The organism is Streptomyces drozdowiczii, from assembly GCF_026167665.1.
Taxonomy (GTDB): domain Bacteria; phylum Actinomycetota; class Actinomycetes; order Streptomycetales; family Streptomycetaceae; genus Streptomyces; species Streptomyces drozdowiczii_A.
Genome location: NZ_CP098740.1, coordinates 410,877 through 431,455, shown reverse-complemented (window position 1 = coordinate 431,455; position 20,579 = coordinate 410,877). Strand labels below are relative to the sequence as shown.

16 protein-coding genes and 2 pseudogenes are annotated in these 20,579 nt (G+C 73.1%); 16 read left to right on the top strand and 2 right to left on the bottom strand.

Features of this window, described 5'->3' with window-relative positions; translation table 11 throughout:
- Window positions 1–62 precede the first annotated feature (62 nt).
- The gene (locus NEH16_RS02010) at window positions 63–2,492 is read right to left on the bottom strand and encodes a glycoside hydrolase family 32 protein (RefSeq protein ID WP_265538703.1); all 2,430 of its coding nucleotides are present in this window, start codon (window positions 2,490–2,492) and stop codon (window positions 63–65) included.
- A 468-nt stretch (window positions 2,493–2,960) separates the two neighbouring features.
- Here NEH16_RS02010 and NEH16_RS02005 point away from each other — a divergent pair, with 468 nt between their 5' ends.
- From NEH16_RS02005 to NEH16_RS01975, 7 genes and pseudogenes are all read left to right on the top strand, one after another.
- A complete protein-coding gene (locus tag NEH16_RS02005) occupies window positions 2,961–3,953 on the top strand; it encodes a sugar ABC transporter substrate-binding protein (protein WP_265547032.1) in 993 nt (330 codons plus the stop codon).
- A gap of 5 nt (window positions 3,954–3,958) precedes the next feature.
- Window positions 3,959–4,960: an ABC transporter permease gene (locus tag NEH16_RS02000; RefSeq protein WP_073967156.1), complete on the top strand. Its 1,002-nt coding sequence runs from the start codon at window positions 3,959–3,961 to the stop codon at window positions 4,958–4,960.
- The gene (locus NEH16_RS01995; RefSeq protein WP_265538699.1) at window positions 4,957–5,811 is read left to right on the top strand and encodes an ATP-binding cassette domain-containing protein; all 855 of its coding nucleotides are present in this window, start codon (window positions 4,957–4,959) and stop codon (window positions 5,809–5,811) included. The genes NEH16_RS02000 and NEH16_RS01995 overlap by 4 nt, the downstream gene beginning before the upstream one ends.
- Window positions 5,812–5,911: 100 nt before the next feature.
- The gene (locus tag NEH16_RS01990) at window positions 5,912–6,946 is read left to right on the top strand and encodes a LacI family DNA-binding transcriptional regulator (RefSeq protein ID WP_073967154.1); all 1,035 of its coding nucleotides are present in this window, start codon (window positions 5,912–5,914) and stop codon (window positions 6,944–6,946) included.
- Between the two features lie 129 nt (window positions 6,947–7,075).
- Window positions 7,076–8,022 (top strand): annotated as a pseudogene (locus tag NEH16_RS01985) (carbohydrate kinase family protein).
- A gap of 47 nt (window positions 8,023–8,069) precedes the next feature.
- A complete protein-coding gene (locus NEH16_RS01980; RefSeq protein ID WP_265538697.1) occupies window positions 8,070–9,287 on the top strand; it encodes an ROK family transcriptional regulator in 1,218 nt (405 codons plus the stop codon).
- Window positions 9,284–10,021, top strand: a complete 738-nt coding sequence (locus NEH16_RS01975; protein WP_265538694.1) for an SDR family oxidoreductase — start codon at window positions 9,284–9,286, stop codon at window positions 10,019–10,021. The genes NEH16_RS01980 and NEH16_RS01975 overlap by 4 nt, the downstream gene beginning before the upstream one ends.
- Window positions 10,022–10,032: 11 nt before the next feature.
- Here the strand turns inward: NEH16_RS01975 and NEH16_RS01970 are convergent, their stop codons facing one another.
- Complete coding sequence (locus NEH16_RS01970; RefSeq protein ID WP_265538693.1) at window positions 10,033–10,929, bottom strand: polysaccharide pyruvyl transferase family protein; 897 nt, start codon at window positions 10,927–10,929, stop codon at window positions 10,033–10,035.
- A 113-nt stretch (window positions 10,930–11,042) separates the two neighbouring features.
- Here NEH16_RS01970 and NEH16_RS01965 point away from each other — a divergent pair, with 113 nt between their 5' ends.
- The 9 genes and pseudogenes from NEH16_RS01965 to rfaE2 all read left to right on the top strand — a co-directional run bounded on the left by NEH16_RS01965 (window position 11,043) and on the right by rfaE2 (window position 20,575).
- Window positions 11,043–12,059, top strand: coding sequence for an NAD-dependent epimerase/dehydratase family protein (locus tag NEH16_RS01965; RefSeq protein WP_265538691.1), 1,017 nt, complete (start codon window positions 11,043–11,045; stop codon window positions 12,057–12,059).
- A gap of 13 nt (window positions 12,060–12,072) precedes the next feature.
- A complete protein-coding gene (locus tag NEH16_RS01960; protein WP_265538689.1) occupies window positions 12,073–13,707 on the top strand; it encodes a carbamoyltransferase family protein in 1,635 nt (544 codons plus the stop codon).
- On the top strand, window positions 13,704–14,759 hold the full coding sequence (locus tag NEH16_RS01955; protein ID WP_265538686.1) for a glycosyltransferase family 2 protein: 1,056 nt from the start codon (window positions 13,704–13,706) through the stop codon (window positions 14,757–14,759). Before NEH16_RS01960 ends, NEH16_RS01955 begins: the two co-directional genes overlap by 4 nt.
- The gene (locus NEH16_RS01950; RefSeq protein ID WP_265538684.1) at window positions 14,756–15,364 is read left to right on the top strand and encodes a D-glycero-alpha-D-manno-heptose-1,7-bisphosphate 7-phosphatase; all 609 of its coding nucleotides are present in this window, start codon (window positions 14,756–14,758) and stop codon (window positions 15,362–15,364) included. Before NEH16_RS01955 ends, NEH16_RS01950 begins: the two co-directional genes overlap by 4 nt.
- A complete protein-coding gene (locus NEH16_RS01945; RefSeq protein ID WP_265538682.1) occupies window positions 15,361–16,368 on the top strand; it encodes a glycosyltransferase family 9 protein in 1,008 nt (335 codons plus the stop codon). The genes NEH16_RS01950 and NEH16_RS01945 overlap by 4 nt, the downstream gene beginning before the upstream one ends.
- A complete protein-coding gene (locus NEH16_RS01940) occupies window positions 16,365–17,327 on the top strand; it encodes a glycosyltransferase (RefSeq protein WP_265538679.1) in 963 nt (320 codons plus the stop codon). Before NEH16_RS01945 ends, NEH16_RS01940 begins: the two co-directional genes overlap by 4 nt.
- Entirely contained in the window at window positions 17,324–18,562 is a 1,239-nt protein-coding gene (locus NEH16_RS01935) for a glycosyltransferase (protein WP_073967144.1), read from the top strand. The genes NEH16_RS01940 and NEH16_RS01935 overlap by 4 nt, the downstream gene beginning before the upstream one ends.
- Window positions 18,559–19,167, top strand: a complete 609-nt coding sequence (locus NEH16_RS01930; protein ID WP_265538675.1) for a D-sedoheptulose-7-phosphate isomerase — start codon at window positions 18,559–18,561, stop codon at window positions 19,165–19,167. The genes NEH16_RS01935 and NEH16_RS01930 overlap by 4 nt, the downstream gene beginning before the upstream one ends.
- Window positions 19,164–20,575: pseudogene (gene rfaE2, locus NEH16_RS01925) on the top strand (D-glycero-beta-D-manno-heptose 1-phosphate adenylyltransferase). Before NEH16_RS01930 ends, rfaE2 begins: the two are co-directional and overlap by 4 nt.
- The last annotated feature ends 4 nt before the right edge of the window (window positions 20,576–20,579 follow it).

Sequence of the window (20,579 nt, the reverse complement as noted above, 5' to 3'; positions counted from 1 at the left end):
GCCCGTGACAGGTGCGCCCGCGCCCCCGGCGGGTGTGCCGGGGGCGCGGTTCGGGGGAGTGGTCAGCCGATCCTCAGGTGCTGGGCGATGACGTTGCCGTTGTAGGCGTTCACTCCGAACCGGCCGCTGCGGTAGGTGGCGTCGGTGGTGTCGATGACCGGCGCGGCGTCGTCGCCGAGCCACACCCGTATCCGGTCGCCGTCGGTCCGCACCTTCATGTGGTAGGTCCGGCCCTCGGTGACGGTGGTGTCGTGGGTGGCCAGGTCCTTGCCGGGCCGCCACAGTTTCACCTGGCCCTTGGTGTCGAGCGTGGCGGTGTAGCCCTGGCCCTTCTCGTCGGCCCGGAAGGTCAGACCGGTCGCGGTGCCGTTGGTGACGGAGAGGTCGCCCTCGTAGGTGAAGTCCTCACCCGTCCGCTCGCTCAGATAGAAGCCGTCGCCCGGGGAACTGCCGTGCAGGCCGTCCCCCGCCGTGGTCCAAGTGCCGCCACTGGTATTCCACTTGGCGGTCGAGAAGGCATCGAGGCCCGTATCGCCCGTGTTCAGGTTCTGGAGCGTCGCGGTGCCGTTGAAGACGTTCGCGCCGTACCGGCCTTCGGCGTAGGCGTCGTCGGTCGCGTCGATGACGGGGTCGGTGCCGTTGTCCAGGAAGACCCGGATGCGGTTGCCCTCGGTGGTCACCTTGAGGTGATGGGTGCTGTCCGCCGTGACGGGGGTGTTGTACGTGGCGATGTCCCGGCCGGGCCGCCACAGTTTGACCTTGCCCTCCTTGTCGATGTTGGCGGTGTATCCCTCGCCCCTGTCGTTGGCGCGGAAGGTGAGGCCGGCCGCCTGGGCGGTGTTCAGGGCGACGTCGCCCTGGTAGACGCCGTCGCCCGCCGTCCGCGTACTGAGGTAGAAGCCGTTGCCGGAGCCCCGGCCCTGCTTTCCGCCCGCCACATCGGTCCAGTTGCCGCTGACGGCGTTCCACCGGTCGCCCAGGTCGGTGTCGAGCGTCGACTGGCCGGTGCCCCAGCTGGAGTCGAGCCGGCGGAAGACCGCGCTGTCCAGCTTGGCCGTGCCGCCCTCGGCGTACAGCCGGATGCCCTGGCTGCCGGTGCCGGAGTCGAAGTTGACGTTGTCCGAGAGGGAGTACGTGCCGCCGTCGGCGAAGACCTCCAGCTGGCCGCGGTCCACCAGCAGGCGCAGCTTCAGCTTGCCCTTCTTCAGACCGACCGGGTGGCCGTCCAAAGTGCCCGCCGACTTGTCGTAGACCACCGTGCGGTCGGCGGTGTTGTCGCTGCGGACGTGCAGGCCGAACGCGATCCGCCGCGCCGTGGACTTGTCCACGTCGACCGTGGCGCTGATCTCGTACGTGTCGCCCCGGAGGCCCTTGAAGGGGTTGGCGCCGTTCTCCTTGACGTTCTGCTTGTCGAACTTCTTCTTGGCCGAGGCGAGGGAGGACAGCTCGTCCACCGGTGTACGGGTGATGCGCAGCCCGTCCGGTGTGCTGACCAGGCCCAGCTCCGCGGGGAAGGTGGCGTTGCCGGTCCAGGTGCTGCCGACGTTGCCGCCCTGCCAGGCCATCTGGACGACCCGCCCGTCCGGGGCGTTCTGGAAGGTCTCGGCCGCGTAGAACGTGCCGCCCGCGTAGCCGCTGCCGAAGTCCATCGGCCGGGGGGCGGGGTCGTCCGCGTGGAACGCCGTGCCGTCGAAGTCACCCACCACGTACTTGCCGGACGCGGTGCTCAGTACCCACTTCTTGCGGTTCGGGTCGCCGTCGACCGGGACCTGGAACAGGTCGGGGCACTCGAAGAGCCACTCCGCGGAGTACCGGCTGGAGTGTGTCCAGTCGAGCAGGTTGGGCGAGGTGTAGACCTCGACGCCGTTGCCGTGGTCGCCGGCGTCGTTCTCCGACCACACCACCATGACCCACCGCTTGTGCGCGGCGTCCCAGCTCACCTTGGGGTCGCGGCTCTGGACCGGAATGGTGATGCGCTTGCGGCCCTTGTCGTACGCCTGGAACGTCTTCCCGTTGTCGTTGCTGTAGTAGACGCTGACGCCGTCGGTGTTGGCGAAGACCACGATGGGGTCGTCGGCACCCGTCTTCAGGCCCGAGGTGTTGTCCTTGTCGACCACACCTCCGCCGGAGAACAGCGTGCCCGGGTGCACGTCCGGCTCCAGGGCGATCGGCTTCTGCGTCCAGTGGACCAGGTCCTTGCTGGTCGCGTGGCCCCAGTGCATGGTGTCCCAGGCCAGCCCGTGCGGGTTGTGCTGGTAGAAGAAGTGGTACTCGCCGTTGGCGTACACCAGGCCGTTCGGGTCGTTCATCCAGCCCTGCTGGGAGCTGAAGTGGAACTGCCCGCGATACGCCTCGGTGTACGTCGTGGGCTGGTAGGGGAACTCGGGGTAGTTCCACACCTCGCCCGCGGCGGCCGGCGAGGCCGACAGCAGAGGGGTCAGGCCGAGCGCCAGGGCGATCACCAACGCCTGGGCTCTGCGGCGTACACGCATATCTCTCGCTCCGGTTCTGCCGCGACACAAGTGTCGAAGCTGCTGTGGCGTGGGGGCCAGCGGCGATGTCAACGCTGACACGGTGAGTCGCGACCGATGATGTGGGGACGGTATCCGGCGGTCAACACACCGGACACGAAACGGAATTAATCCGGTGCTCGGCCTCGGGTGGCCGGATGATTCGAGATGCGCCGATCGTGAGTTTTTCCGGGGCGCACTTGATGCGGTTGGGGCCGGTTCGGGCGCCGGTCACGCCGGGGCGGGACAGGTATCGCGCCTACGGGAGACGGGCCTTGCCGGAATTTTCGGCGGCTTCTCCATTGACGGCGGGCGCCCGGCCGTCCAACATCCTCCGTACGAGCCGCTGTCAGCGTTGACATTCCTTCCGCCGGGGCGGCTCGGTCCGAGGCCGCCATGGTCCACGTATCCCGTCACCCCTTCGCACGAGGAGCCGACATGCCCCGAAGAATGCTTTTTGCCGCCACTGCGACCGTCACGTTGTGTGTCTTGACGCTCACCTCCTGTGGCTCCGGCTCCGGCTCCTCGGGCAAGGGCGGCGGCAAGGTGAAGGTCGGCCTGATCACCAAGACCGACACCAACCCCTTCTTCGTCAAGATGCGGGAGGGCGCGCAGAAGGAGGCCGAGAAGAAGGGCGTCCAGCTCACCACGGCCGCCGGCAAGTACGACGGTGACAACGGCGGACAGGTCACCGCACTGGAGAACATGGTCTCCGCCGGCGTCAAGGGCATCCTGATCACCCCCAACGACTCCAAGGCCATCGTGCCCGCACTGGAGAAGGCCCGCGCCAAGGGCGTCCTGGTCATCGCGCTCGACACCCCGCCCGAGCCTCAGTCCGCCGCCGACGCCCTGTTCGCCACCGACAACGTCAAGGCGGGCAAGCTCATCGGCGCCTATGCGAAGGCCGCCATGCAGGGCAAGGAGGCCAAGATCGCCACCATGGACCTGTCACCCGGCGTCTCCGTCGGTGTCCAGCGCCACCAGGGGTTCATGGAGGGCTACGGCATCACCGACAAGGACCCCGCCCTGGTGTGTTCCCAGGACACCGGCGGGGACCGCGCCAAGGGCCAGACCGCGATGGAGAACTGCCTCCAGAAGGCCCCCGACATCAACCTCGTCTACGCCATCAACGAGCCGGCCGCCCTGGGCGCCTACACCGCCATCAAGGCCAAGGGCCGCGAGAAGGACGTCATGATCGTCACCATCGACGGCGGCTGCGAAGGCGTCGCCGCGGTCAAGGACGGCAGGATCGCCGCCACTTCGCAGCAGTACCCCCTCAAGATGGCCGCCGACGGAGTGGCCGCGATCGTCGACTACGCCAAGACCGGCAAGAAGGCCAGTGGCTACACCGACACGGGCGTCCAGCTGATCGCGGCCAAGGCGCAGCCGGGCGTCGAATCCGAGGACGCCGGCTTCGGCGTCGACAACTGCTGGGGGAAGTAACCCCGATGACCACCTCCACCGCCTCGGCGCTGTACTCCGGCGCCAAGGAACCCACCACCCTGCGCCGCATCCTGATGGCGCCCGCGGCAGGGCCGTTCGGCGCCCTGATCCTCGCCTCGGTCGTCTTCGCGCTCAGCAGCGACGAATTCCTGACCGGCGGCAACTTCTCGCTGATCCTGCAACAGGTGATGGTCGTCGGCACCCTGGCGATCGGCCAGACCCTGATCATCCTCACCGCCGGCATCGACCTGTCCGTCGGGGCCGTGATGGCTTTCGGTGGGATCGTCATGGCCAAGCTGGCCGTCAGCGGTCCACTGCCCGCACCGCTCGCGATCCTGGCCGGTGTCCTCGTCTGCGGCGCCTTCGGACTGGCCAACGGCCTGCTCGTACGGCTCGTGCCGCTCCCGCCGTTCATCGTCACCCTGGGCATGCTCAACGTGGCGTTCGCGCTGACGCACATCTTCTCCGAGGAGCAGACCGTCACCGGCCTGCCCGGCTCGCTCACCGCGCTCGGGGAGACCTTCCCCCTGGGCACCACCGACGTCACCTACGGCTCCCTGCTCACGGTCGTCCTCTTCCTGGCCTTCGCCTACGCGCTGGGCAACACCGCCTGGGGGCAGCACGTCTACGCCCTGGGCAACAGCGCCGAGAGCGCCCGCCTCAACGGCATCCGCGTCTCCCGGCTCACGATCTCCCTGTACACGGTCGCCGGTCTCGTCTACGGCATCGCGGCCCTGCTGCTCGTCTCCCGCACCGGCGTGGGCGACCCGCAGGCCGGCCAGACGGAGAACCTGGACAGCATCACCGCCGTGGTGCTCGGCGGCACCAGCCTGTTCGGCGGGCGCGGCACGGTCCTCGGCACGTTCGTCGGCGTCCTCATCGTCGGCGTCTTCCGCAACGGCCTCCAGCTGCTCGGCGTCTCCTCCGTCTACCAGACCCTGGTCACCGGCGTGCTGGTGATCCTCGCCGTGACGATCGACCAGTTCTCCCGGAAGAAGGGCCGATGAACACCCCCGACAAGAGCGCGGCCCCGGACACCCCGGTGCTCAGCGCCCGCAACCTGGTCAAGCGCTACGGACACGTCACCGCCATCGACGGCGCCGACTTCGACCTGATGCCCGGCGAGGTCCTGGCCGTCATCGGGGACAACGGAGCCGGCAAGTCCAGCCTCATCAAGGCCCTGACCGGCGCGGTGATCCCGGACTCCGGGGAGATCCGCCTGCACGGCGAGCCCATCCGCTTCACCGGCCCCCAGGACGCCCACGGCCACGGGATCGAGACCGTCTACCAGGACCTCGCCGTCGCGCCGTCCATGGACATCGCGTCCAACATGTTCCTGGGCCGCGAACTGCGCCGCAAGGACCTCCTCGGCCGGGCGCTGCGCATGCTCGACAAGAAGGCCATGCGGGCCCGGGCCGCCGAGCACATGGCGGAGCTGAAGATCGGGCTCGGCTCGCTGACCCAGCCCGTCGAAACGCTCTCCGGAGGCCAGCGCCAGGCCGTCGCGGTCGCCCGGGCGGCCGCCTGGGCCAGGAGCGTCGTGGTCATGGACGAACCCACCGCGGCGCTCGGCGTCAAGGAGTCGGCCCAGGTCCTCGACCTGATCCGCCGGGTACGCGACAAGGGCATCCCGGTCATCCTGATCAGCCACAACATGCCGCACGTCTTCGAGATCGCCGACCGCATCCATGTGCACCGGCTGGGCCGCCGGGCGGCGGTGATCAGACCGTCGGACCACTCCATGGCGGAGGTCGTGGCGATCATGACCGGCGCCCTGCGGGTGGAGGCCGACGGGGCGACGTCGGTGGCCGACCACCGTGCGGTGGACGCCGTCGGGGTCGGGCACGACGACGGCTGAATCCGCCGTCACACCCGCACCGTATTCTGTCGACCTGTCCTCGGTCGGCCGGGTCGACCACCCTCCCGGCCGAAGAGCCTCAACATGGAGAAGCCAGGCCATGGTCTCACCCCGCCGCCCGACTCTCGCCGATGTCGCCCAGGAGGTGGGCGTGAGCGCCAAGACCGTCTCCCGGGTGCTCAACGGGAACGGCCCCACATCGGAGTCCACCCGGGAGCGTGTCCTCGAAGCGGTGGGCAGGCTCGGCTTCCAGCTCAACCCCATGGCGCAGAGCATCCGCAGCGGCGGACCGGACACCACCGTCGGCCTCGTCATCCCCGACCTGGCCAACCCCTTCTTCGGCTCGGTCGCAAGCGGGATCGAGGCCACCGTCCGCGATCACGGGCTGACCCTCGTCATGGGCTCGTCCGGGGACGACCCGGAGCGCGAGACGGACCTGACCCGGTCCTTCCTCGCCCGCCGGGTGAGTGCGCTGATGGTCGTGCCCTCGGTGGGCGCCGACCACAGCCACCTCAAGCGGCACCTGGCCCAGGGGCTGCCGGTCGTGTTCATCGACCGCCCGGGCCACGGCCTGCCCACCGATACGGTCGTCAGCTCCAACCGCAAGGGCGCCCGCGAGGGCACCGCCCACCTGATCGCCCACGGCCACCGCCGCATCGGGTTCATCGGCGACCTCCCCCGGGGCCTGTACACGCGCCGGGAACGCCAGGCGGGATACCGGGCGGCCCTGGCCGAGGCCGGCATTCCGTACGACCGCGCCCTGGTCGGCGAGGCGCACGACGAACACGGCGCGGCGAAGGCCCTCGCCCGCCTGCTGGCCCTCCAGAGCCCGCCCACCGCCGTGGTCAGCGGGAACAACGTGATGACGCTCGGAGCCATGGCGGAGCTGGGACGCAGCGGCGAACCGGTGGCCGTGGTCGCCATCGACGACGTGCCGATGGCGGAACTGCTCACCCCCGCGCTCACCGTGGTCGCCCAGGACCCGGTCACCATCGGGCGCGAGGCGGGGGCCACCGCGCTGCGGCGGCTGGCGGGGGACCGGTCGCGCCCGCGCACCGTCGTCGTACAGAACAGGCTGATCCAGCGCGGCTCGGGCGAGCGCCGGTCCGCCGCCGACCAGGAGCTGCCCGCCTGAGCGGCCGGAGCGGCCCGCGGCCGTTCCCGTACCCGCGGGCATTCCGCCCGCGCACCAACCACCGGCACCCGGGGGGCGGTTCGGCATGCCGTCCCTCCCGCCGGCACGCACAGACAAGGAAGACCGAGCGTGATCGTAGTAGGCGGAGAAGCACTGATCGACCTGGTACCCGCGCCCGACCAGGGCCGCGCGGACGGGGGGCTGCCGCTGATGCTGCCCAGACGCGGCGGCGGCCCGTACAACACCGCCGTCGCGCTGGGACGGCTCGGAGCGCCGGTGGCGTTCTGCTCCCGCGTCTCGACCGACGCCTACGGAACCGCGCTGGTCGAGGGCCTCCAGAAGGCGGGCGTCGACACCGCACTCGTCCAGCGCGGTCCCGAGCCCACCATGCTCGCCGTGACGGCCATCAGCGAGGAGGGCTCGGCCGCCTACACCTTCTACCACCAAGGCACCGCAGACCGGCTCTTCACTGCCCCGGCTCCCTGCCGCCCCGGACCCGTGCCCTCGCCCTGGGGACGTGCTCCCTCGCCCTGGAGCCCACGGCGAGCGCGTACGAGCACATGCTCCTGCGCGAGGCCGGAAGGGGACTCTTCACCGCCCTCGACCCCAACATCCGGCCGAACGTCATCCCCGACCCCGACGCCTACCGGGCCCGTTTCCGCAGCTGGCTGCCCCATCTCTCGCTGCTCAAGGTGTCGTTCGAGGACACGGCCTGGCTGTCCGGCCGCCCGGCCGACCAGGACGCGGTGCTCGTCGCCGCACGCGCGTGGGCGCGTACCGGGCCGTCCGCGGTCGTCCTCACCGGCGGCGGCGCCGGACTCTGGGCGGTCACCGCCACCGGCGACACCGTGCACGTACCCGCCGCCGCCTGCGAGGTGGCCGACACCATCGGCGCCGGCGACACGGTCTACGCGGCGCTGCTCGACGGTCTCCACCGCAAGGACGCGCTGCGGGCCGACGCTCGCCTCACGCGCGACGAGTGGCGCGAACTGCTGGCCTTCGCCGCCCGGGCCGCGGCCGTCACCTGCTCCCGGCGGGGAGCGGACTCGCCCCACCGGGCCGAACTCCTCGACTGACCAGGAGCGCACCGACGTGACCGCCTCCCGAAGGACGTGCTGACAGGATGCCGGACCCCGAGAGTTCACCGGCGCCCGCGCGCAGGAAGCCCAGCAGCAAGGAGATGGTCCTGCGGCTGGTGTCGCACCACGGCTCGGTGACCCGGGCCCAGTTGATGGCCCTGAGCGGGCTGCCGCGGACCACCGTGTACGACGCGGTGGCCGCCCTCGTCGACAGCGGCGCGATCACCACCGCGCCGCGGGACGAGGACGGCCGGGGCCGCGGCCGTCCGGTCGAGCGGCTGACCCTCAACCCCGGACGCGGGCAGTTCGTCGGCATCGAGTTCACCCGGCGCAGCACCCGGGTGGCCCTCGCCAACGACGCCTGTCAGCTGATGGGCGTCCGCAGCGCCGAGGAGCCGAGCACGGCCGGGCGGCGGGAACGCGTCCTGACGGCGCACCGCCTCGCCGCCGCGCTGGCCGGTGGCTCCCTCGTACCCGGGGCGGTCAAGGGCGTGGGGGTCGGCATCGGCGGCCCGGACCCCGGTGTGGAGGTGGCCCACCTGGTACGCGAGCGTTTCGCGGCCCCGGTCCGGGTGGAGCGCGGCCCCCGCCTCGCCGCCCTGGGCGAGGCCACCTGGGGCGCGGCGGCGGGCGAGCCGGACCTGCTGTCCGTCTCCCTGTCCCGCGAGGTCGGCGGCGGGCTGATCCAGTCGGGCGCGCTGGTGCGCGGGCCCTACGCCACCGCGGGCGAGCTGGGCCATGTGAACGTCGAGCGCGAGCGCGGCAGGCCGTGCCACTGCGGCGGACACGGCTGCCTGGACACCGTGGCCTCCAGCCGGGCGGTCCTCGACCGGTACCACGCCCGCGGCGGACTGGCGGCCGGCATCGCCGACCTGGCCGCGGCGGCCCGCGACGACGACGAGGCGGCCCGCCGGGTCCTGGCCGAGACGGGGCGCGCCGTGGGCGGTGTCCTGGCCGCCCTCGCGAACACCTTCGCGCCCGCCGTCATCGTGGTCGGCGGCGAGCTGACCCGCACCGGGGCGGCCCTCATGGACCCGCTGAAGCAGGAGCTGAACGAGCTGGTCGTGCCCGCCGTACGCGCCCATCTCAGTCTGCGGGCGGCCACCCTGGGCACCACGGCGACCGCCTGCGGAGCCGTCGCCCTCGTGGCCGGCGCGACGGGCGCGCGTACGGCCTCGCGATCCGTGGACGCGCCCGCCCCCGACGATCTAGCGTCAGGAGCGGCAACGACAGCGCGGAGCGGGAACACGGGGAGACCATGACCAACGGCAACAACACGTCCACCGGGGGCACCGAAGCACCCGTCACCTTCATCACCGGCGGTTCCAGCGGCATCGGCGCGGAGAGCGTCCGACGGCTCCTCGGCCTCGGGCACCGGGTCGCCGCGACCGGGCGCAGCGCGAGCAAACTGGCCGTGCTGGCCGAGGAGTTGAAGGCGGGCGAGCGGCTGCTGACCTTCGAGGGGGACGCGGGGGACTGGGAGCACGTATCGGCGGCGGTCGAGGAGACCGTGCGCACCTTCGGCCGGCTCGACCACGCCATCGCCAACGCCGGGTACTCGGCCGACGCCCACGTCGAGACCGGCGACCCCGAGAAATGGCGCGGCATGGTCCTGACGAACGTGCTGGGCCCCGCGCTGCTCGTCAAGGCGGCGCTCCCGGCGCTGAAGGAGTCGCAGGGGCGGATCGTCCTCATCGGCAGCGTGGCCGGGTACAAGAACACGCCCGGCAACCTCTACTCGATGACCAAGTGGGCGGTGACCGGTCTCGCCGAGAACGTGCGCATGCTGGCCACCGGCTACGGCGTCGGCACGACGCTGATCGCACCGGGCCGTGTGCTCACTCCGTTCTGGGACGAGCGCCCGGGCGGCGCGGCGGCGGCCGGCCCGATGATTTCCGCGGAGCAGCTGGTGGACACGCTCGTCTGGGCGATCTCGCAGCCGCGCGGGGTGGACGTGAACACGCTGGTGGTCCGGCCGGTCGGCCAGTCGAACTGACGCGGCGGCCGTCAGCGCAGGAGTGAGCGCCGGCGCTCGGCGGCCGCCCTGCCGGCGGGGGACAGGCACCACGTCCACCACGCGTCGAGCGCCCGCGCGGTCAGCGTCTCGCCCGGGATCACCGCGGGCCAGCGCACCACCCTCGCCTGCGCGGACACCTTGGCCCCGCCGCGCACCGGATCCACCACCAGAGCCGGTACGCCCATGCTCAGCGCCAGGACCATCCCGTGCAGGCGGTCCGTGACCACGAGGTCCAGCCGCCCGAGCAGGGAGAGGAACTGGTCGCCGGTCCGGCACAGCCGCCAGTCGTCGCGGGCCAGCCGGGTCTCCGCCTCGACCGGCGCGCAGTCCTTGGTGGGCAGCCAGGCGTACAGCGCCTCGGCGACCCGGTCGTGCTCGCGCCGCCGCGCGTACTCGCCCTGGCCGTGCGTGAGGGCGACGCCCACCACGGGCTTGTCCGGCCGGGTGCGCGCGGAGAGCGCCAGGTCGGCCAGGAGCCCGTTGCCGTCGCGGTCGCGGGCCACGATCCGGTCGAACCCGCGTACCGCCGGGGACTCCGGGTCCACCACGCTCACCCCGACGGCGGTCCGCCGGCACGAGGCATAGCGCTCGTGCAGCCGGGCGAGCTGGTCCCCGTGCACAGGACCGCAGACGAAGAGCACCTGTTCGTACCGGTCGGGGGCCGCGGCCTCCAGGGTCAGGGCCCCGGGGGCGAAGTGCGGGCTCCAGGCGGATTCGTGCGGGACACCCGAACGGCCCAGCGCGTCGGAGACCGCACGCTCCGCGAGGAAGTCACCGGCGGTCACCTCACCGTCCGGGAAACTGAACCATCCGGTGACCAGCACACGCCCCGCCGCAGTGCGCGGACGCAGGAGCGCGTCGAGAACGCCGTCCAGGCTCTGCCCCATGATCGCCTCCTGTTCCCGGATTCATTCCAACGGTAGTCCCGAGGATGCGCGGGTGGATTACTCCGGCAGGATCCATGGGGGGAGAAGCGGATCTCTGAAAGGAGATGGGGCACATGGCGTCCTCAGCACCCGATCGGTTTCCCTGGCGGCACGCCCTGGTGACGGGCGGTGCCGGATTCCTCGGCTCGCATTTGTGCGAACGCCTGCTGGCCGGGGGAGTGACGGTCGACTGCGCCGACAACCTGGCCTCCGGATCGCCGCGGAACATCGCACACCTCGAAGGCGAGAACGGGTTCCGGTTCCTCCGCCTCGACATCTCCGATCCGTCGTGCGCAAGTGAATTGGGCGGCCCCTACGACCTCGTTCTGCATTTCGCCTGCCCCGCCTCGCCCGCCGACTATCTGCGCATGCCGCTGGAAACGCTGGACGTCGGCAGCCTCGGCACCCGCAACATGCTCGGCATCGCCGCCCGGGACGGGGCGCGCCTGCTGCTCGCCTCCACCTCCGAGGTCTACGGCGACCCGCTGGTGCACCCGCAGCGCGAGGACTACTGGGGCAATGTGAACCCCGTGGGACCGCGCAGCGTGTACGACGAATCGAAACGGTTCTCCGAGGCGCTGGTGACCGCGCACGCCGCCGCCAGGGGCACGAATGCCGGAATCGTGCGGCTGTTCAACACGTACGGCCCCCGCATGCGCGCCCACGACGGCCGTGCCGTGCCGACTTTCATCAGCCAGGCCCTCGCCGGAGAACCGCTCACCGTCGCCGGGGACGGCAGCCAGACCAGGTCCCTCTGTTATGTGGACGACACCATCGACGGCGTACTGAGCGTCGCGGCGAGCAAATCCGTACGGCCGGTGAACATCGGCGGCAGCGACGAGACGACCGTACGGGAAATCGCCCGCCGGATCGTCAAACTGACCAGCTCCGCAAGCCGGATCGACTACATCGACCGGCCCGTGGACGACCCCGAGCGGCGGCGTCCCGACACCACCCTGGTGCGGGAGATGTTCGGCTGGGAACCCCGCGTCTCCTGGGAAGAGGGACTGGAACGCACCATCGCGTTTTTCGCCTCGCTCCCCGGCGCGCCGGACGATTCCCCCGCCGCGTTCCCGGCCCGCGAATTCTGAAGGAGCCCAGCGCATGCGCGTGCTCGGAATCAACGCCCTTTTCCACGACCCCTCGGCCGCTCTGGTCATCGACGGCACGACCGTCGCCGCGGCCGAGGAGGAACGCTTCAGCCGGCGCAAGCACGGCAAGCGCCCCGTACCGTTCTCCGCCTGGGAACTGCCCGAGCTCTCCGCCCGGTGGTGCCTGGAGAGCGCCGGCCTCGACCCCGCCGACCTGGACGCGGTCGCGTACTCGTACGACCCCGAACTGGCGCTGCCCGCCGAGCGGATGGGGCTCCACGACCCCTGGGACGAGCTGCGCCAGACCTACGCCCGGCGGGCCCCCGAATTCCTCGCCGAGGCCCTGCCCGGCCTCGACCCGGACAAGGTCCGCTTCGTCCCCCACCACGTCGCCCACGCCGCCTCCGCCGGACTCGCCGCCCCACCGGGCGACCGCGCGGTCCTGGTCCTCGACGGGCGCGGCGAGTGCGCCTCCCAGCTCGCCGGGCACTACAAGGGCGGTGCCCTGGAGATCCTCAACACACAGCCGCTGCCCGAATCACTCGGCCTGTTCTACGAGGAGCTGACCGAGCACCTCGGATTCCTGCGCAGCAGCGACGAGTTCAAGGTGATGGCCCTCGCCTCCTACGGGAAGCCGGTCTTCGCGCAGCGGCTCGCCGAGTACGTCCACCACACCGACGGCGGCGGCTTCCGCGCCTCCGGCGTCCCGTGGAGCGAGTTCGCACCGGCCCGCCGGCCGGGCGGCCCCTACACCGAGCAGCACGCGGACCTCGCGGCCAGCGCCCAGCGGTGCCTGGAGGAGACCGTCCTCCACCTGGCCTCCTGGCTCCACGAACGGACCGGGGCCACCCGCCTCGCGCTCGCCGGCGGGGTGGCCCTCAACTGTGTGGCCAACGCCCGCATCCACCGCGAGGGGCCCTTCGAGGAGGTGTGGGTCCAGCCGGCCGCCGGTGACGCGGGCACCTCGCTGGGCGCCGCCCTCCACGTATCCGCCGAGCACGGACCGGTCACCCCGATGACCACCGCCGCCCTCGGCCGGGGCTGGAGCGACGAGGAACTGCGCCGCATGCTCGAAACGGCGGCCCTGCCCTTCGAGGAGCCCGAGGACGTCGCCGCGGCCGTCGCCGAGGAGCTGGCGCAGGACGGCGTCGTCGCCTGGTTCCAGGGGCGCAGCGAGTTCGGCCCCCGGGCGCTCGGCCACCGCTCCCTGCTCGCCCACCCCGGGCGCGCCGAGAACCTGGAACGGCTGAACGCGGTCAAGGGGCGCGAGGAGTTCCGCCCGGTGGCCCCCATGGTGCTGGCCGAACGGGCCGCGGAACTGTTCGACGGCCCGATGCCCAGCCCGTACATGCTCTTCGTGCACGAGGTCGCCGAGGAGTGGAAACCCCGCATCCCCGCCGTCGTCCATGTGGACGGCACCGCCCGCATCCAGACCGTGGACGCGGCCTCGGAGCCGCTGGTCGCCCGGATGCTCGCGGCGTTCGAGGAACGCACCGGGCTGCCGGTCGTCGTCAACACCAGCCTCAACACCGCGGGCCGGCCCATGGTCGACCACCCGCGCGAGGCGCTGGAGTGCTTCGGGTCCGCGCCCGTCGACCTGCTGGCCATCGGGCCCTTCATCGTCCGCCGCTCGAAGGCGTTCACATGACGGCCGGAGACGCGGAACAGCGCGTGACGACCACCGCGCCGGACGGGACACGGGACGCGCCGACCGCCGACCCCTACTCCGTGGTCATCCCCACCATCGGCCGCCCCTGCCTCGGCGCCTGCCTCTCCGCCCTCGCCGAGGCCGCCGTCCCCCCGCCGCGCGCGATCTTCCTCGTGGACGACCGCCCAGCCCCGGACACCCCGCTCGACCTCACCCCGGCCGGGCCGCTCGCGGACCGCGTCACCGTCCTCACCACGGGCGGCCGGGGCCCGGCGGCGGCCCGCAACACCGGGCTGCGCCAGGTCGCCACGCCCTGGGTGGTCTTCCTGGACGACGACGTCCAGGTGCGCCCCGGCTGGGGAGCGCTGCTCGCCCACGACCTGGGGCAGGCCGGACCCGGCATGGCCGGAGTCCAGGGCCGGCTGACCGTTCCGCTGCCCGACGACCGCAGACCCACCGACTGGGAGCGCTGCACGGCGGGCCTGGAGGACGCCGCCTGGGCCACCGCCGACATGGCCTACCGCACGGAGACCGTGCGCCGGGCCGGCGGGTTCGACGAGCGCTTCCCGCGCGCCTTCCGGGAGGACGCCGATCTCGCCCTGCGCCTCATGAGCGGCGGCTGGACGCTGGCCCGGGGCACCCGCTCCACCCTGCACCCCGTCCGCCCCGCCGACCGCTGGGTCTCCGTGCGCACCCAGCGCGGCAACGCGGACGACGCCCTGATGAACCGCCTCCACGGACCGGACTGGTGGACCAGGGCCGACGCCCCCCGGGGCAGGCTGCCCGCCCACTTCGCCGTCACCGCCGCCGGACTGGCCGCCGCCGCGCTGGCCCTGTCCGGACGGCGCCGGGCGGCGGCGGTCGTCGGCGCGCTGTGGGCCGCCGGGACCGCCGAGTTCGCCTGGGCCCGCATCGCACCGGGACCCCGGACCGGCGCCGAGGTCGCCACCATGCTCTCCACCAGCGTCGTCATCCCGCCGCTGGCCGTACTGCACCGGGGCCTGGGCGGCATACGCCACCGCCGGGCCGCCGCCTGGGGAGGCACCGGATGAGCTCCCGGCCCTGCCGCACCGCCCCGCCCGGCGGACCGTCGCCCACCCGGCCGGGCGCCGTGCTCTTCGACCGGGACGGCACCCTCGTCCACGACGTCCCGTACAACGGCGACCCGGAGCTGGTCAGGCCCGTGGCCGGGGCGGCCGACGCGGTACGGCTGCTGCGCGAGGCCGGCATACCCACCGGCGTCGTCAGCAACCAGTCCGGCATCGGACGCGGACTGCTCACCCACGACGAGGTCCGCCGGGTCAACGCCCGCGTGGACGAGCTGACCGGCCCCTTCGACGTCTGGGTCTACTGCCCGCACCGCCCCGACGAGGGCTGCCCCTGCCGCAAGCCCCTGCCCGGCCTGGTCGTCGAGGCCGCCGGGCGGCTCGGCGTCCGCCCCGGCGACTGCGCCGTCATCGGCGACATCGCGGCGGACGTGCTCGCCGCCAGGGCCGCCGGCGCCGAAGGCATTCTCGTACCGAACGCGCGGACCAGGCCCGAGGAGACCCGGGCGGAGACGGACCCCGCGCCGGACCTCCTCACCGCCGTCCGCAGGCTCCTCGCCCGCCCCCACCCCGCCGGGACGGCCGCCCGCGTGCAGGGGCGGACCGCATGAGGGCGCTCGTCGTACGACTCGACAGCTTCGGCGACGTGCTGCTCGCCGGGCCCGCCGTCCGGGCGGTGGCCGCGCACGCCGCGCACGTCACCATGGTCTGCGGGCCGCTGGGCGAACCCGCCGCCCGGCTGCTCCCCGGCGTGGACGAGGTCGTCGTCTGGCAGGCCCCCTGGGAGGGCACCCACCCGCCGCCGGTGGACGAGGCGGACATCCCCGGCCTGCTCACCACCCTGCGCGGCAACGCGTACGACACCGCACTCGTCCTGACCTCGTTCCACCAGAGCCCGCTGCCGACGGCGCTGCTGCTGCGCATGGCCGGAGTGGCCCGGATCGGCGCCGACAGCGTGGACCATCCCGGACGGCTGCTCGACGTACGCCACCAGCGGCTTCCCGATCGGCACGAGGCCGAGGCGGCCCTCGACCTCGCCCTCGCCATGGGCTTCACCCTCCCCGCCGGCGACGACGGACGGCTGCGCGTCCTCCCCCCGCCCGACACCGCCGCGCTCACCGGCAACGGCCCCTACGTCGTCGTCCACCCCGGCGCCAGCGCCCCCGCCAGGGCCTGGGACCCCGGCAGGCACGCCGAAGCCGTCCAGGAGCTGGCCGACGCCGGGCACCGCGTCGTCGTCACCGGAGGACCGGACGAGACCGGCCTCACCCGCTTCGTCAGCGGCGATGTGGCCGTGGACCTCGGAGGGCGTACCAGCCCCCGGACCCTCGCCGGGGTGCTGCGCCACGCCGACGCCGTGGTCAGCGGCAACACCGGACCCGCCCACCTCGCCGCCGCCGTGGGCACCCCGGTCGTCTCGCTCTTCGCGCCCGTCGTGCCCGCGTCGCGCTGGGCGCCCTTCGGCGTGCCCTTCGTCCTCCTCGGCGACCAGCGCGCCCCCTGCGCCGACACCAGGGCCCTGCACTGCCCGGTGCCGGGCCACCCCTGCCTCAACGACGTCACCGCGCACGACGTGGTGAGCGCGGTGCACAAGCTCCGGAAGGAGAGAGCGTGAACATCCTCATCTGGCACGTCCACGGTTCGTGGCTGACCTCCTTCGTGCAGGGCCCGCACACCTATCTGGTGCCGGTCACCCCCGACCGGGGGCCCGACGGGCTCGGCCGCGCCCGCACCTGGGACTGGCCCGCATCCGTCCAGGAGCGCACCCCCGCCCAACTCCGCGACGCCGACATCGACCTCGTCGTCCTGCAACGCCCGCACGAGATCGAGCTCGCCCACGAGTGGACCGGCCGACGACCCGGCCGGGACGTGCCCGCGGTGTACGTGGAGCACAACAGCCCGCACGAGACGCCCGTGGGCACCCGGCACACGCTCGCCGACCGGTCCGACATCCCCGTCGTCCACGTCACCCACTTCAACCGCCTGATGTGGGACAACGGCCGCGCCCCGACCGGCGTCATCGAACACGGCATCATCGACCCCGGCCACCAGTGGACGGGCACCGAGCCCCGGGCCGCCGTGGTCGTCAACGAGCCCGTACGGCGCGCCCGTACGACCGGCACCGACCTGCTGCCCGCCTTCGCCGCCGCCGTTCCGCTGGACGTCTTCGGCATGCGTACGGAGGGACTTGCGGCCCACCTCGGCCTCACCGGAGCGCAGTGCCGCACCTTCGACCTCCCGCAGGACGAACTCCACCGGGCCATGGCCCACCGCCGGGTCTACCTGCACCCGGTGCGGTGGACCTCGCTCGGGCTCTCCCTGCTGGAAGCCATGTTCCTCGGCATGCCCGTGGTCGCCCTCGGCACCACGGAAGTGCGCGAAGCGGTGCCACCCGGCGCCGGGGTCGTCTCCAACCGGCCCGAGGTCCTCACCTACGCCCTGCGCCACTTCGCCGCCGACCACGCCCACGCCGAGCACACCGGCCGCCTGGCCCGGGAAGCGGCCCGGGCCAGGTACGGGGTCCAGCGCTTCCTGGACGACTGGGACCGACTCATGAAAGAGGTCACGCGATGACGCAGCCCATGGAGCGACCCGCCCGGATCGCCCTGGTGTCCGAGCACGCCAGCCCGCTCGCCGAACTCGGTGGCCCCGACGCCGGCGGACAGAACGTGTACGTGGCCCAGCTCGCCGCACGCCTGGCCCGCCGGGGACACGACGTCACCGTCTACACCCGCCGCGACCGGCCCGACAAACCGACCCTCGTCCGGACCGAATCCGGCGTGAAGGTCGTCCACGTACCGGCGGGCCCGCCGACGACCGTGCCCAAGGACGACCTGCTCGCCTGGATGCCGGAGTTCGGCGCCTACCTGGCCAGGCTGTGGCGGCTCAACCGCCCCGACGTCGTCCACGCCCACTTCTGGATGTCCGGCCTGGCCGCCCTCACCGGGGCCCGCGAGGCCGGGGTCCCCGTCGTGCAGACCTACCACGCCCTCGGCACGGTGAAGAGGCGTCACCAGGGGAGCGAGGACACCAGCCCTCCCGAGCGCGTCGACATCGAGACCCGGATCGGCCGCGAGGCCCACCGCATCATCGCCACCTGCGCGGACGAACTCAACGAGCTGACCGCCATGGGCATCCCCCGCTCCCGGATCAGCATCGTGCCCTGTGGCGTCGACACCGAGCACTTCGCCCCGGTGCCCCTCGCCGACCGGACGCCCGGCGCCCCGCACCGGCTGCTGTCCGTCGGCCGGCTCGTTCCCCGCAAGGGCTTCGACCGCGCCATCAAGGCCCTCGCCCGCATCCCCGGCACCGAACTCCTCATCGCCGGAGGCCCGGAGGCCCCGCTGCTGTTCGCCGACCCGGAGGCGGAACGCCTGCGCAAGGTCGCCGCCGAGTACGGGGTCGCCGAACGGGTGCGGCTCCTCGGCTGCGTACCGCAGGGTCTGATGCCCCCTCTCATGTCCAGCGCGGACCTGCTGCTGTCCCTGCCCCGCTACGAACCCTTCGGCATCGTCCCCATCGAGGCGATGGCCTGCGGCACCCCCGTCGTGGCCACCGCCGTCGGCGGGCAGCTGGACACCGTCGTGGACGGTGTCACCGGCACGCTCGTCCCGCCCGAGGAAGAGGGCCACGACCTCGCCGCCACCGTCCGCGACCTGCTCGCCGACCCCGGCCGGCGCGCCCGATACGGAGCGGCCGGCCGCACCCACGCGCTCGCCCGGTTCACCTGGGACGAGGTCACCGACGGCGTCTCCCGCGTCTACGCCGAACTCGTCCGCACCCCCCAGCCCTCGGAGGTGGCCCGATGAAGCTGATCGCCCCCGGCCAGCACTGCGACGACCTCGCCCGCGCCCTCCCCGCCTTCCGCCGCTCCGCAGGCGTCACCGAACGCTGGGGCAAGACCCTGGCCCGCGTCCTGTCCGACGGCGGCCGGCTCCTCGTCGCCGGGAACGGCGGCAGCGCCGCCCAGGCCCAGCACCTCACCGCCGAACTCGTCGGCCGCTACCGCGACGACCGCCCCGCCTACTCCGCGATCGCGCTGCACGCCGACACCTCCTCGACCACCGCCATCGCCAACGACTACGGCGTGCACGAGGTGTTCGCCCGGCAGACCTGCGCGCACGGCCGCCGGGGCGACATCCTCATGCTCCTGTCCACCAGCGGCGCCAGCGCCAACCTGCTGGAGGCCGCCCAGGAGGCCATGCGCATCGGCATGCCCGTCTGGTCCCTCACCGGGCCCGAGCCCAACCCGCTGGCCGCGACGAGCGACGAGTCGCTGTGCGTCGAGGCCGCCGGATCGGCCACCGTGCAGGAACTCCACCTCGTCGCCGTCCACATGATCTGCGAGAGCTTCGACCGCGAGATCGCCGCCCGCCCGGTGGCGGGCACCCCCGCCGAGGAGGACGCCTCGTGAAGCGCCCCGCACCCCTCGTGATCGTCGGCGACTCGCTGCTCGACCAGGACGTCTCGGGCCGTGCCGAACGCCTCGCCCCCGACGCGCCCGTCCCCGTCGTCGCGGACGCCGAGCACCGCACCCGGCCCGGCGGCGCCGCCCTGGCGGCCTGCCTCGCCGCCGCCGGCGGACGGGAGACCACCTTCGTCACCGCCCTCGGCGACGACGAGGCGTCCCAGGCGGTACGGGACCTGCTGGCGGACCGCGTCCACCTCGTGGAACTCCCGCTGGACGGCCCCCTGGCGCGGAAGACCAGGCTCATGGCGGACGGGCGGCCCCTGCTGCGCCTGGACGAGGGGCACGGGCGTGCGGCAGGCCCGTCGCCCGAAGCCGAGCAGGCGCTCGCGGACGCGGGGGCGGTGCTCGTCGCCGACTACGGGCGGGGCACCGCCGACGTCCTGCGCGAGGCGCTGACCGCACGGGCCGCCCGGATCCCGGTCGTCTGGGACCCGCACCCGGCCGGCGGCCCGCCCGTCCCCGGGACCCGGCTCGCCACCCCCGCCGCCGCCGAGGCCCGGCGCTTCGCTGCGGAGCCGGGGCCCGCCGCCCCGGCGCGCCCCGAGGGCCACCGCGATGTCCTGCGCCAAGCGTCGGCGGACGCGCGGACCCTGCTGGAGAAGTGGGGGATCGCCTCGGTCGCGGTGACCCTCGGCGAGCACGGCGCCCTGCTGTCGCGCGGCGGCCCCCCGCTGCTGGTGCCCGCCCCCTGGCGGGCGAGCGGCGACTGCTGCGGCGCCGGGGACAGCTTCGCCGTCGCCGTGGCCGGGCGGCTCGCCGACGGCGACCTCGTCGAACTCGCCGTCCGCGAGGCCGTCGAGGCCGCCGCCCGCTTCGTCTCCGCCGGTGGCGCCCACGCGGTGCTCCGGTCCGCGCGGCCCGCCGACGACCGGGGCACGCCCGGCGACGCCCGCGTACTCGTCCGCCGCGTCCGCGAACGCGGCGGCACCGTCGTCGCCGCGGGCGGCTGCTTCGACCTGCTGCACGCCGGACACGTCGAACTCCTCCAGGCCGCCCGCCGGGCCGGTGACTGCCTCGTCGTCTGCGTCAACTCCGACGCCTCCGTGCGGCGCCGCAAGGGCGGCGGCCGGCCCGTGGTGCCGGCCGAGGACCGGACCCGCGTCCTGCTGGCACTCGACTGCGTGGACGCCGTCGCCGTCTTCGACGAGGACACCCCGAACGCCTCCTGGACGAACTCCGCCCGGACATCTGGGCCAAGGGCGGCGACTACGCCCTCACCGACCTCCCCGAGACCGCCCTCGTGGAGAGCTGGGGCGGGCAGGTGGTGCTCCTGCCCTACCTCGACGGACGCTCCAGCACCCGCCTGGCCGAGCGGGCCGCCGGCCGACCCGGCGCCCCGACCCGGCGGTGAGCCG